This window comes from Listeria monocytogenes (assembly GCF_013282665.1).
Classification (GTDB): domain Bacteria; phylum Bacillota; class Bacilli; order Lactobacillales; family Listeriaceae; genus Listeria; species Listeria monocytogenes_C.
This window is the reverse complement of sequence record NZ_CP054041.1, coordinates 1,521,111-1,533,384: the sequence shown is the minus strand read 5'-3', so window position 1 is coordinate 1,533,384 and position 12,274 is coordinate 1,521,111. Positions and strand designations below refer to the sequence as shown.

Here is a 12,274-nt window from a genome sequence, read left to right as displayed (position 1 = left end):
AAGCTAGAGGCATTTCCCCTAGCTGTTTGTCGAATTATTTCATTGGATAAATCATTCCAATAGAAGCTGGTGCTGATTCTTGGAAGCCAAATTGTTTATATAGGCCATCTGCCGGGACATCTGCTAACAGTGTTACACAAGCCGTTTTATCTAAATTTGTATCTATATAATTCTTCATGTGTTTCATAATTACTTTTCCTAAGCCTAGACCTTGAAAGGCTGGAAATACTGCTATATCAGAAACGATAAACATAATCCCATCACCAACAAGCCGTCCCATTCCAATAAGCGCACCGTTTTCCTTCGACCGCAGACCTACAAAATATACACTTTTCAAAAGTGCTTGACGAGATGCTTCGATAGCACGAAAACTAAGTCCAGCGTCCACTCGCAGTTGAACAAATTCCTCCGCAGTTGGTAATTCATTTGTAATGTTATAATCCATCCTTACCTCTCCTATCAAAAAAATCTCTTTGAACTAAATTTCGCCCAAAGAGTTTATTTTCTATGTTATTCTGCCACTTTGACCGGAAGTCCCGCATCTTGGAATTTTTTGTATAAAGCTTTATTTATTTTGTTATCAGTAATGAGTAAATCAATGTTTTCCGCTGAAGTGATGCTCGCAGTGGAAATTACACCCATTTTTGTATGATCTAAAAGTGCAATCAATTTGTTAGTACGTTTGGCAAGTAGTCGTTTTAGCTCGGTTTCGTAAATATTGAAATCAGTTAAGCCTTCTTCCATTGTAAAACCTTTCGCCGACATAAAACATAAATCAGCATGAATATTTTCGATTAAATTTGCGCCAAGAATACCTTCCAATGTGAAAGAATTCGTTGTTACAATCCCGCCTGTTAAAATGACGCTAATATTCGGGTTATCTTTTAGTTCGATTGCCGTATAAAGTCCGCTCGTAATGACAGTCAGTCTTGAAAAGCCATGTAATTCTTTTGCAAGCGCCAGTGCTGTCGAGCTCGCATCTAGGATAATTGTTTGATTGTTTTTTACTAAAGTCGCCGCTTCTTTCGCAATTGCTTCTTTTTCTTCGATGTTGCGAATAATCCGGTCGTTAAAATTAGTGAATTTCTCTTCACTTTTTAAAAGTACCGCACCCCCGTGTACTTTTTTTATCATCCCGCTTTCTTCTAATGAAGATAAATCATTTCGGATGGTGCTAATCGAGACATCCAAGATACGACTTAATTCTGGTACAGTTATTTTGCTATTTTGGTCTAGTAGATGAATTATTTTGTTTTGTCTTTCAAATGGAAACATCTGCTCGCCCTCCTTTTACCTATCAATGATTTCTTTATGTATATACATATTACCCAAAAAAATAATAAAACACAAATATATTTTACAAAACACAACAAAAGATAACACTTTACAATAAAAAACAAGTGTGTTAGGATTTAAATAGCAACTAAACACAATTAAAAACAGAAAGGAGCAACCAAATGATAAGTATTGTTTTAGTATCTCACAGTCAAAAAATCACAGAAGGCCTCCAGGAAATGATTGTTGAAATGGTTGGAGATACGGTACATATTATTTCTTCTGGCGGTACTGGCGACGGGCGTCTTGGCACAAATGCAATCATGATAGCTGATAACATCGCAACCTGCACTAATTCAGAACACATATATATTTTTTGTGATATTGGAAGCGCTATCTTAAGTGCCGAAACAGCACTTGAATTATTAGACACTGACCTCCTTGAAAAAACAACCATCATCGATGCCCCGCTTGTTGAAGGCGCATTTACTGCCGCTGTTCAATCTCTCGTTAATCCATCCAAAGAAGCTATTCTACTAGAACTCACAAATGTGCATTAAACGTAATAACTGGGAACTATGTAAATTAATTTTTACATGACAATACTATTTTCGAAAGGAGTTTATTATGAAATTCTTTAGAGGAATGATTGGTTTTTGTATCGCAGGTATGATTGTTATGAGTGTTTGGACTCCACTGGCCGAGAATTATGGTATTTTTGGAGGTTATCTGGCAGCATTCATTATTATTGGTCCAATGTGGTTTATGAATCACCATGTTGGTTTAATCGAAAATGATGAAGATGCAGCGTTCGTTGATATGGCTGTCGGAATTGGGATTTGCGGAATTATGCGGGATGTCTTTATGCGTGGTGGTGGCGAGTTAGTAAGTTCGCTTCCAACGATTGGTCTTGTTGCGATTGGAGCAGTTTTAGCTGGAATCGTAGCAGCAGCAATTGAAAAAGATATGGCAAGAAAACATGAAGCAAAACAAGAAAAAACAGAACCTGGCATGAATATTCAAGAAGAAGAGCGTTTAAACGAAAATCAATTAGTCTAAAAAGGAGTGTAAATAATGAGCATTGGTATTGCATTAGCAACGATTGCAGGTGGCTTTTTATTCCCTTTTGCTATTCGAATGATGTGGGGAAAAATGGTTGATGAATGGGGCGCTATCGGAGGTTGGATGGCAGCAGCATTTATCGTTGGTACAGTTTGGACAATTAATCACGGCATTCCAAAATCTATGATCTATCAATCTGGGACGGTTTGGGTAGATATGGCGGTTGCTGCTGGTATTGGCGTATTCACAGCTTCCCTTTTAACAGGCGGTAAATTTTCTAAATCGGTAGTCAATTTGGCTGCTGCTGTTGTTGGCGGCGTGCTTGGCGGATTTTTACTATCACTATTCTTATAAAAATTTGAAGGAGGAAGAAAAATGAGACGTTTAGTGAATGATGGGTATGAAGCAGTAGAAGAAATGTTAGCTGGTTATGTTGCGGCACAAGGGAAATACGTAGATTTTGCAGAAAATGATAAACGAGTAATCGTAAGCAAACAAATGAGCGAAGAACCTCGCGTACGGATTATTGTTGGTGGCGGTTCTGGTCATGAACCACTTTTCCTTGGGTATGTTGGGAAAGATTTCGCAGATGCGGCAGTAGTCGGAAACATTAATACCTCCCCTTCTCCAGAGCCTTGTTATAACGCAGTAAAAGCTGTTGATAGTGGCAAAGGTTGTCTATATATGTACGGAAATTATGCTGGCGATGTAATGAATTTTGATATGGGCGCTGAAATGGCAGCGGACGACGGTATTCGCGTTGAAACAGTGCTTGTAACAGATGATATTTACTCTGCTGAAAATGTAGAAGATCGTCGTGGTGTGGCTGGTGACTTAATCGTCTTTAAAGCAGCGGCATCTGCAGCAGCAAAAGGTCTTGACTTGGATGCGGTGAAACAAGCTGCTGAAAAAGCTAATGCAAATACGTTCTCGATGGGAGTTGCGCTTTCTTCTTCAACCCTTCCTGTAACTGGTAAAGCTATTTTCGAAATGAAAGAAGGCGAAATGGAAGTTGGTATGGGGATTCACGGTGAGCCTGGTATTAAACGGACCTCCATCGAACCAGCTGATAAAGTAGTCGATCAAATTATGGGCTATCTTATAGAAGAAATGAAATTAACTGCTGGCGAAGAAGTGCATGTACTAATAAATGGACTAGGTGGCTTACCAGTGATGGACCAATATATTTGTTACCGCCGCGTGGATGAAATTTTGAAAGAAAAAGGTGTACACATTCATAGCCCACTTGTTGGAAACTACGCAACTTCGATGGATATGATTGGTATGTCAATCACACTGGTTCGTTTAGATGATGAACTGAAAGATCTTTTAGATACACCGTGCGACACACCCTATTTCAAAGTGGACTAAATTACTACTGGAGGAATAAAAATGAGCGAATTAGTTATGGATAGCGCTTTTTTCGGCCACGTTTTACAGGACATGGGAGCGCTAATTGAAAAAGAACGTGATTACTTAACCGGACTGGACTCGGATATTGGAGACGGCGACCACGGAATCAATCTCAGCATTGGCTTTCGGGAAGTGAATAAACAATTAGACGAATTACTCACTGCTTCTCCCGATATTGCAACGTTGCTTAAAAAATCCGGAATGATTCTCCTTGGAAAAGTTGGTGGCGCATCTGGCCCACTTTACGGCAGTTTCTTTATGAAATGTGGCGCTGATGTTTCTGGGAAAACGGAGGTTAACTTCGACGAGCTTTGCGGCATGATTATAAATGGGGCCGCTGCGGTTCAACATCGCGGAAAAGCCGAACTTGGTGATAAAACGATGATGGACGCCTTCTTGCCTGGCGTGGAAGTGCTTCAAAATCGAGATGCAAATGCAGATCCAATCGAAACTTTTTCCGCATTTGTAGATGCTATGCATGCTGGCGCTCAGTCCACTATCCCACTTATTGCTAAGAAAGGTCGCGCACTAAGACTTGGCGAACGAGCAATCGGTCATCTTGATCCTGGCTCTGAATCGTCTTGGATGTTAATGAATGTCATTTTAGAAAATTTAAAAAAGGCGGTCTGATTTATGCGTAAACCCTTAGTTGGAATTAATATGAAAAACTATATTAACACTCGGGCCAAGACATCTGAATGGTTAGAAGCGACTATCCCTCTTCTTGAAAATTTTTCTGATGTGGATACGTTTATCTTTCCTTCTATGGGCACACTCGAAACGACTGCCAACCTTTTAGCGGGGACATCCTTTGGCTTTGGTCCACAAAATATGGCGCCGGAGAAATCCGGCCCGCTAACTGGTGAATTTTCGGTAGAATCAATCATTGATTTAAACGCGAACTATGTCGAAATTGGTCACGCAGAGCGCAAAAACCTTTTTCATGAGAAAACTAGTGAGATAGCGAAGAAAATTAAACTTGCGCTGGACGAAGAAATCACTCCTGTTGTATGTGTTGGCGAAAGTCTTCGTGCGAATGATACAAACGAGTTGAAAAGCGTCCTTCAAAAACAACTCGAAGCGCTGTTTACCCCCATTCAAGTAGCACAATTAAAAAATGTTGTTCTGGCTTATGAACCAGAATGGGCGATTGGCAAGGCAAATTCCGCTGACACCAGTTACATCGAAAACGCGCATCAAGCTTTGCGTGAAATCATTCGTGAACTAGGCGGTGATGAAACGCTCGTAAGAATTATTTACGGTGGATCGGTCAGCAAAGAAAACGCCGCAGAAATTGTCCGTCAAAAAAATGTCGATGGTTTATTCGTCGGAAGATTTGGCCATAAACCGCAAAATTTTGCCGACATTGTTTCTATTGTTAGCAAAACGAAAGGATGAGTTAGTATGAAAATCGCAATTGGTTGTGACGAAATGGGTTACGAATTAAAACAAACCCTGATCGCACGTTTAAAGGAGAAAAATATTGAGTTTACTGATTTCGGCAGTTTTGAAGATGAAAAGGTACTTTATCCAAGCATTGCCGAAAAAGTAGCGCTAGAAGTTAAAAATAACGATTTCGACCGGGGGATTCTCATTTGCGGTACAGGTATTGGAATGGCCATTACAGCAAACAAAATTCACGGCATTCGAGCAGCACAAATTCATGATTCCTATTCAGCAGAACGCTCAAGAAAAAGTAACGACGCACATATTATGACCATGGGTGCCTTAGTAATCGGTCCATCCCTTGCTGTATCTCTACTCGATATATGGCTTGATAGTGACTTTTCGGGCGGACGCTCCCAAGCAAAAGTAGATTTAATGGAAGAAATCGACCAAAAAAATAGATAAAAAATTATTGGAGGTAATGAAAAATGACTTTTAAAGGCTTTGATAAAGATTTTAACATTACAGACAAAGTAGCCGTGGTAACTGGAGCAGCAAGCGGGATTGGTAAAGCAATGGCAGAACTTTTTTCCGAAAAAGGCGCTTATGTTGTCTTGCTTGATATTAAAGAAGATGTAAAAGATGTCGCAGCGCAAATCAACCCATCAAGAACGCTCGCACTTCAAGTCGATATTACTAAAAAAGAAAACATCGAAAAAGTCGTTGCCGAAATTAAAAAAGTCTATCCAAAAATCGATATTTTGGCCAATTCAGCTGGTGTCGCGCTTCTCGAAAAAGCAGAAGATTTACCAGAAGAATACTGGGATAAAACAATGGAGCTGAACTTAAAAGGTTCATTCTTAATGGCGCAAATTATCGGTCGTGAAATGATTGCAACTGGTGGCGGAAAAATCGTTAATATGGCCTCTCAAGCTTCTGTCATCGCACTTGATAAACACGTTGCCTACTGTGCTAGTAAAGCAGCGATTGTTTCTATGACGCAAGTGCTAGCAATGGAATGGGCGCCTTACAACATTAATGTCAATGCGATTTCCCCAACTGTTATCTTGACAGAACTTGGCAAAAAAGCTTGGGCCGGTCAAGTCGGTGAAGACATGAAAAAATTAATTCCAGCCGGTAGATTTGGTTATCCAGAAGAAGTTGCCGCATGTGCCCTCTTTTTAGTAAGTGACGCAGCGAGCCTCATTACTGGTGAAAACCTTATTATCGACGGCGGTTATACGATTAAATAAAGTATTCAGCTTTAAAGTTCAGCTGAGAGAATGGAGCGAGTAAATAATGAAATTTTTCTTGGACACAGCAAGCGTATCGGAAATAAAACGAATTAGCGAACTTGGTTTAGTGGACGGTGTGACAACCAACCCAACCATCATCGCAAAAGAAGGTCGGCCATTTGAAGAAGTAATTAAAGAAATTTGTTCTATCGTAGACGGCCCAGTTAGTGCAGAAGTTATCGGCCTCGAAGCAGACAAAATGGTCGAAGAAGCTCGAATTCTAGCAAAATGGGCGCCAAATGTAGTAGTAAAAATTCCTATGACGGAAGAAGGTTTAAAAGCAGTCCATACCCTCACAGCTGAAGGCATTAAAACAAATGTTACGCTTATTTTCACTGTTTCCCAAGGATTAATGGCTGCAAAAGCTGGCGCGACTTATATTAGCCCGTTCTTAGGAAGACTAGATGATATTGGTACAGACGGAATGATTTTAATTAAAAACTTGAAAAAAGTGCTTGATAATTATGGGCTAAAAGCAGAAATCATTTCAGCAAGTATCCGTCATATTGGACATTTAGAAGAAGCCGCTGAAGCCGGAGCACATATCGCGACTATCCCAGGAAGCCTTTTCCCGAAACTTTGGTCTCATCCTTTGACTGATAAAGGTATTGAAGGATTTTTAAAAGATTGGGAAGCGTTCAGCCAGAAAGAAGGCAATTAATATGAGCAGAATTGATGAACAAATGGTTAACTCGATTCGCGTATTATCAATGGATATGATTGAAAAAGCGAACTCCGGCCATCCCGGTTTACCGATGGGAGCCGCACCAATGGCTTTCTCGCTTTGGAAAAATCATTTAAAATTCAATCCAGAACATCCAACTTGGTTTAACCGTGATCGCTTCGTTTTGTCAGCTGGTCACGGTTCGGCAATGCTTTATAGTTTGCTACATCTATTTGGTTATGATTTACCAATGAGCGAGCTGAAAAACTTCCGCCAAACTGGCAGTAAAACGCCCGGTCATCCTGAGTTTGCTCATACGGTTGGTGTAGATGCAACTACCGGTCCACTTGGTCAAGGTTTCGCGATGGGAGTCGGGATGGCAATGGCCGAGGCTCACCTTGGCGCCAAATTTAACCAACCCGAATTCCCGGTTGTTGACCATAATACCTATGTGCTATGCGGTGATGGCTGTTTGATGGAAGGTATTTCCTACGAAGCTGCATCCCTTGCCGGCCATTTAAAACTGGGAAAATTAGTTGTTTTATATGATTCAAACGATATTTCACTTGATGGTGATTTAAACGAGTCGTTTTCAGAAGACATCGAACTCCGCTTCCGAGCAGCCGGTTGGCAAACGCTACGTGTGGACGACGGAAACGACTTAGATGCGCTTGATGCAGCAATCCATCTCGCAAAAACCGAGAAATCCCGCCCTACTTTAATCGAAGTGAAGACGGTCATCGGTTATGGTAGCCCTGGAAAAGCCGGAAAATCAGCGGCACACGGCTCCCCACTTGGCGAAAAAGAACTCAAACTAGCAAAAGAAGCTTACGATTGGCAAATGCCACCTTTTGAATTACCAAAAACTGTCGAAAATCAGAAAGAATTTTATCATTCTAAAGGTCGCGCGAGTGAAAGCAGCTGGCTCCGGACATTCAATGCTTACAAACAAAAATATCCAGCTCTGGCAGAAAACTTGCAACAATTGATGGATGATAATTTGAATGCGGATTGGGATGCAGAACTACCTGTTTTCGATGAAAATGTGGACAAAGCCGTTGCAACTCGTGAAGTATCAGGAATTGTTCTACAAGAATTGGAGAAAAAACTACCCAACTTATTTGGTGGCGCGGCTGATTTGGCTTCCTCCAACAAAACCAATTTAAAAGCTAGTGAACGATTTGCTCCAGGTAACTATGCGGCCAAAAATATCTCATTCGGCGTTCGCGAGTTCGCAATGGGAGCAGCAGTCAACGGAATGACGCTTCACGGCGGAGTTCAAGCATTCGGCGCGACATTCTTCGTATTCTCAGATTATCTACGTTCCGCGATTCGTTCAGCAGCCTTAATGGGCATTCCATCCACCTTCATTATGACCCATGATTCCATCGCAGTCGGTGAAGACGGTCCAACGCACGAACCAATCGAGCATCTCGCATCCTTCCGCGCTATGCCTGGACTTCATGTCATCCGACCAGCTGACGGTAACGAAACCGTCGAAGCATACCGCTATGCCTTTACTCAAAAAGAACAACCAACCATGCTCGTCCTCAGCCGCCAAAACCTGCCAATTTTACCAAATAGCGCAGCAAAAGCGAAAACCGGACTTGCAAAAGGAGCTTACATCTTAGCCGATTCCCCGCTTGATAAACTAGATATTATCTTACTCGCTTCTGGATCCGAAGTACACCTAATGACAGCTGTCAGAGACAATCTCGCTAAAAAAGGCTTCGGCGCACGCGTAGTCAGCATGCCAAGCTTTGATTTATTCGACAAACAAAGCCCCGAATACAAAGAGTCCATTTTACCAAAAGCAGTGAAAAAACGCTTCGTCGCAGAAATGGGCGCATCATACGGTTGGCATAAATATCTTGGCGACACAGGCGAAATCCTCGCGATTGATTCATTCGGAATGTCTGGCCCGGGAGACGAGCTAGCAGAGCGATTTGGATTTACTGTGGAGAATTTGACGGAGCTTGCGTTGAAGCAGTTGTAGGTATGGAATAAACTTTTTAACAGTAACCAATCAAGTAACTTGGCATAAAAAAAACAGGAATTCTCTTCTTTCTAAATAGAGAATTCCTGTTTTCATTTGACTAGAAATCAATTTTCCACTTTACTCAGCGCCATTAAGCTTAGATAAATCTGCAAGTAACGGTTTCCCATCTGCGTCCAAAAGCGGCGACATCCCACCCGCATAACCAGCCAAATGGTATACATATTGTACACCGGTTTCTTTATCAACCCAAATTTCCATAATGTTGAGTTTCCCTTGGGTATAAATTTTTTCAAATCTTTCTTCCATTTTTTCCGCCTCCTTTTTCGGTGGCTGTATTTTCATTTTCACCTAAATCAATTTAATTTCCGAATCAAAATATTGCTCAATAAAATGTACTTTCTCCATAATTTCCTCTATGGTGAAATTCTCATTCGGCGGTGCGACGACCCATTTATCTTCCACATCATCATTTCGGGTAATCACCGCAATTAAATCTCCTTGAAACGTATCAATTGGCTCAGAAATCTCTCTCGATAAAATGTAAACATCCTGTTCTTCCCCGTCACCACCAATGACACCTTCCACAAACCCATAATTCAGCGGATAGACATTGCCGAATTTGTCGACATAACCTATAGGGCGATCTATGGTTACTTTTAGGGGTTGTTTTTTTGTTTTAGAAAGTTGAGTTTTATGGATTGATTGTTTATGTGAAACCATATGCTTTTCTCCTTTCTATGTTTTTTATTTCAAAATTTGGATGAAGTATCTTTGTATATGCCTTCTTTTCTCTGTTCCAAACGATTTTGTAAAACTTTATCTAACATTCTACGCTCGAAAAGAAGATGCTATATAATCAAGTTATATTTACATTCAATTTCTTCCTCAGATAAATTAATTGTATACATACATAAAATATTTAGAGAAACAGCTATTATTGGAAAGATTGTTCTGTTGTTAATCTTTAAGTTATTTCATTTATTAACATATAATCATTATAATGTTTTCAAATACTCTATTTCTTCATCAGACCATCTTTCCTTAAGTTGACGCTTCAATTCATCAGACCTTCTAAATATATCTAACCACTCTGAACTTTGTCTTACGCTATTAATATTCCACAAATTCGTATTATCAATTTTTAGTACTTTTTCTCTAAGAAGATACGCGTTTTTTTCCATATCTTCATCAATTATTTCATTTGCTTTCAGTTCACTTAAATTGTTTTTACTAAAAAAAGAGGTAACTCCAACTATGAAGTCTTCAAAAATGAACGTTTCAATTTCCTCATTAGATAATTCCAAAATGAACATACCACTTTTTTCTAAAGTATCTATGTACCAATCAAACTTTCCACCTACAGTTAACTTTTTCAAATTTTATTCACCACCAAATTTAATAATTGTTGCTTTATCTTTTGAAAAATCTATATAATCTTTTCCAACAATTTTTACTTTACCAGTGTCTCCTGATGAGAATCCATAATAGGATCCTTTGTGTATTCCCTCTCCAGGGTGGTAAAACACCATTCCATCTCCTTCATTAGTAAATTTCCAACCATTACCTGCAGATCCATATGTTTCCTCTTTCCAACCTTCTCCCAACATCTGCCTAACTTCTTTTTTTGTACTTCCATACAATCTTTCTGGATTTATTATAATATCCTCAAATGAGTTAGGCTTCCATTGAACATTCCCCGCACCATATTTTTCTTTAAAATAATTATTCCATTTCTCACCATTTACCGTTTGCTTCGTTTCAGCAGGATTTAATTTCTCTTTAATCACAGGCTTATTTCTAGCTGCTGCAATCCCAAATCCTAAACCTAATGCCATATCCGTCAACCCGGCATCATCTGTCCAATCTTTCATACTAGCTACATAAGCGGATGACCGCAGTGTGGCTCCAGAAAATCCAGATACTTTTTGACCATTTAAATAGTTGATACCCTCTTTCCAAGAATCATTCACTTTTCGTTCGAGTTCTTCTCCGGAAAGGTTTGTATAAAGAAGTGGGTCTAATTCCTGACCATGTTTTTCTAAGAAATCTTGTAATTCCTTGTTTTCTACCCGTTTTCCATCTTTTTCAAGTAACCACATCGTCACGGTTTCGCCTTGATCATTGACATAAGTATAAGCTAACACGGTGTAATCTTCAAAAGCTTTCGGAAAGGGGTCTTTGTCATTTTCTTTTCGTGCGTTATCGAGTGCTCTTTTCATAGACAACAAGCTGTTTGCCGCACTTTTCGGCACAGCGTAAGTGCCTGTTTTGTCGTTAAAACTCACATGATGTAGCAATTCTTGCACCGCACGTCCGGTTGCTCGAATGAGTTCGTCTAACGCACTAAAAAACTGGCCATGGCTTTGTTCAAAAGCTAAATATCTTTCTAGGATGTTCTCTTTTTCGATGGCTTTCAGCAATTGGGTATGAACACTTCTTGATTTCACTGCATAGACTTGTTGCATATCTGGCTTCGTGTTGGGCGCCGTCAACTGCCGGTGCAAATCTTCTTCTTTTCGCCGCAACTGGCTAACCTTGGCCATTGCTTCTTGTAAGATTTCTGCATCAATTCTAGCGGAAGGCGAACTATCCACCTGGCTCCCGAACTCGCGAATATATTGCGCGAGTCGTTCCTCACTTTCATCCAATGCTTCGATGATGCTCTGGCAAATACTTGTATAGGTACTCGTATCCTGTAATTCAGGAAGATCTTTCACTCACTAAATTCCCAGATACATCTATATAGAGTGAAATAGTAGGCTAAAAATGCTTAGGATTTCATTGAAAAAAACTCATGTGAAATTATGAGGAGGTGTAGTTATTTTATATAATATATCAACCTCACAACGAATTTGTACTATTATTATGACTTATCCCATATAGGAACAAAAGGGATTTTTATCTATCTTCGGTAAATTTATACTATAAACAGACAAATCCACGGATTAGTTTTCAAAATAAAAACAGCTGAAACAAAGGCGTAGTAACTGTTATTCAAGAATGTACTATTTTAAGTATTGTTCCAAAATTATACTGTGTCGTAATCCGTAACAATTTCGACATAAAATAGCTGGTATTTTGTGTTTCCTGGTAAATTCTATATAAAATCTCATCTTCACGTGCTAATATATATTTTGTTTGAACACTGCTGAATATACTAAAAACAACAGCAACTGAAGG

15 protein-coding genes and 1 pseudogene are annotated in these 12,274 nt (G+C 39.7%); 10 read left to right on the top strand and 6 right to left on the bottom strand.

Annotation, left to right across the window (positions count from 1 at the left end):
* Positions 1-34: 34 nt before the first annotated feature.
* Entirely contained in the window at positions 35-445 is a 411-nt protein-coding gene (locus tag HRK21_RS07695; RefSeq protein ID WP_070006139.1) for a GNAT family N-acetyltransferase, read from the bottom strand.
* A 65-nt stretch (positions 446-510) separates the two neighbouring features.
* Positions 511-1,275 (bottom strand): DeoR/GlpR family DNA-binding transcription regulator, encoded by a 765-nt coding sequence (locus HRK21_RS07690; protein WP_003723203.1) that lies wholly within the window; start codon positions 1,273-1,275, stop codon positions 511-513.
* Between the two features lie 182 nt (positions 1,276-1,457).
* On the opposite strand from HRK21_RS07690, the gene dhaM2 reads away from it, so the two are divergent.
* The 10 genes from dhaM2 (at position 1,458) to tkt (ending at position 9,091) form a co-directional block, all read left to right on the top strand.
* Complete coding sequence (dhaM2, locus tag HRK21_RS07685) at positions 1,458-1,835, top strand: dihydroxyacetone kinase phosphoryl donor subunit DhaM2 (RefSeq protein WP_003738053.1); 378 nt, start codon at positions 1,458-1,460, stop codon at positions 1,833-1,835.
* 67 nt (positions 1,836-1,902) lie between these two features.
* Positions 1,903-2,334: a Lin0368 family putative glycerol transporter subunit gene (locus HRK21_RS07680; protein ID WP_003738052.1), complete on the top strand. Its 432-nt coding sequence runs from the start codon at positions 1,903-1,905 to the stop codon at positions 2,332-2,334.
* A gap of 15 nt (positions 2,335-2,349) precedes the next feature.
* Positions 2,350-2,691 (top strand): Lin0368 family putative glycerol transporter subunit, encoded by a 342-nt coding sequence (locus tag HRK21_RS07675; RefSeq protein WP_003729093.1) that lies wholly within the window; start codon positions 2,350-2,352, stop codon positions 2,689-2,691.
* A gap of 21 nt (positions 2,692-2,712) precedes the next feature.
* Entirely contained in the window at positions 2,713-3,708 is a 996-nt protein-coding gene (dhaK2, locus tag HRK21_RS07670) for a dihydroxyacetone kinase subunit DhaK2 (protein WP_003770294.1), read from the top strand.
* A gap of 21 nt (positions 3,709-3,729) precedes the next feature.
* A complete protein-coding gene (dhaL2, locus tag HRK21_RS07665) occupies positions 3,730-4,380 on the top strand; it encodes a dihydroxyacetone kinase ADP-binding subunit DhaL2 (RefSeq protein ID WP_070006140.1) in 651 nt (216 codons plus the stop codon).
* A gap of 3 nt (positions 4,381-4,383) precedes the next feature.
* Positions 4,384-5,148: a triose-phosphate isomerase gene (locus HRK21_RS07660; RefSeq protein ID WP_070006143.1), complete on the top strand. Its 765-nt coding sequence runs from the start codon at positions 4,384-4,386 to the stop codon at positions 5,146-5,148.
* A 6-nt stretch (positions 5,149-5,154) separates the two neighbouring features.
* On the top strand, positions 5,155-5,601 hold the full coding sequence (gene rpiB / locus HRK21_RS07655) for a ribose 5-phosphate isomerase B (RefSeq protein ID WP_070006145.1): 447 nt from the start codon (positions 5,155-5,157) through the stop codon (positions 5,599-5,601).
* A gap of 23 nt (positions 5,602-5,624) precedes the next feature.
* The gene (locus HRK21_RS07650; RefSeq protein WP_003765224.1) at positions 5,625-6,389 is read left to right on the top strand and encodes an SDR family oxidoreductase; all 765 of its coding nucleotides are present in this window, start codon (positions 5,625-5,627) and stop codon (positions 6,387-6,389) included.
* Between the two features lie 46 nt (positions 6,390-6,435).
* Complete coding sequence (fsa, locus tag HRK21_RS07645) at positions 6,436-7,092, top strand: fructose-6-phosphate aldolase (RefSeq protein ID WP_003723193.1); 657 nt, start codon at positions 6,436-6,438, stop codon at positions 7,090-7,092.
* 1 nt (position 7,093) lies between these two features.
* The gene (gene tkt / locus HRK21_RS07640; RefSeq protein WP_070006147.1) at positions 7,094-9,091 is read left to right on the top strand and encodes a transketolase; all 1,998 of its coding nucleotides are present in this window, start codon (positions 7,094-7,096) and stop codon (positions 9,089-9,091) included.
* A 120-nt stretch (positions 9,092-9,211) separates the two neighbouring features.
* Here the strand turns inward: tkt and HRK21_RS07635 are convergent, their stop codons facing one another.
* From HRK21_RS07635 to HRK21_RS07620, 4 genes and pseudogenes are all read right to left on the bottom strand, one after another.
* Positions 9,212-9,430: a DUF6440 family protein gene (locus HRK21_RS07635; protein ID WP_077952725.1), complete on the bottom strand. Its 219-nt coding sequence runs from the start codon at positions 9,428-9,430 to the stop codon at positions 9,212-9,214.
* Between the two features lie 12 nt (positions 9,431-9,442).
* On the bottom strand, positions 9,443-9,814 hold the full coding sequence (locus tag HRK21_RS07630; RefSeq protein ID WP_070006151.1) for an inorganic diphosphatase: 372 nt from the start codon (positions 9,812-9,814) through the stop codon (positions 9,443-9,445).
* A 275-nt stretch (positions 9,815-10,089) separates the two neighbouring features.
* The gene (locus HRK21_RS07625; RefSeq protein ID WP_069888306.1) at positions 10,090-10,470 is read right to left on the bottom strand and encodes a hypothetical protein; all 381 of its coding nucleotides are present in this window, start codon (positions 10,468-10,470) and stop codon (positions 10,090-10,092) included.
* 3 nt (positions 10,471-10,473) lie between these two features.
* Positions 10,474-11,784: pseudogene (locus HRK21_RS07620) on the bottom strand (T7SS effector LXG polymorphic toxin); the annotation flags it as partial.
* Between the last annotated feature and the right edge of the window lie 490 nt (positions 11,785-12,274).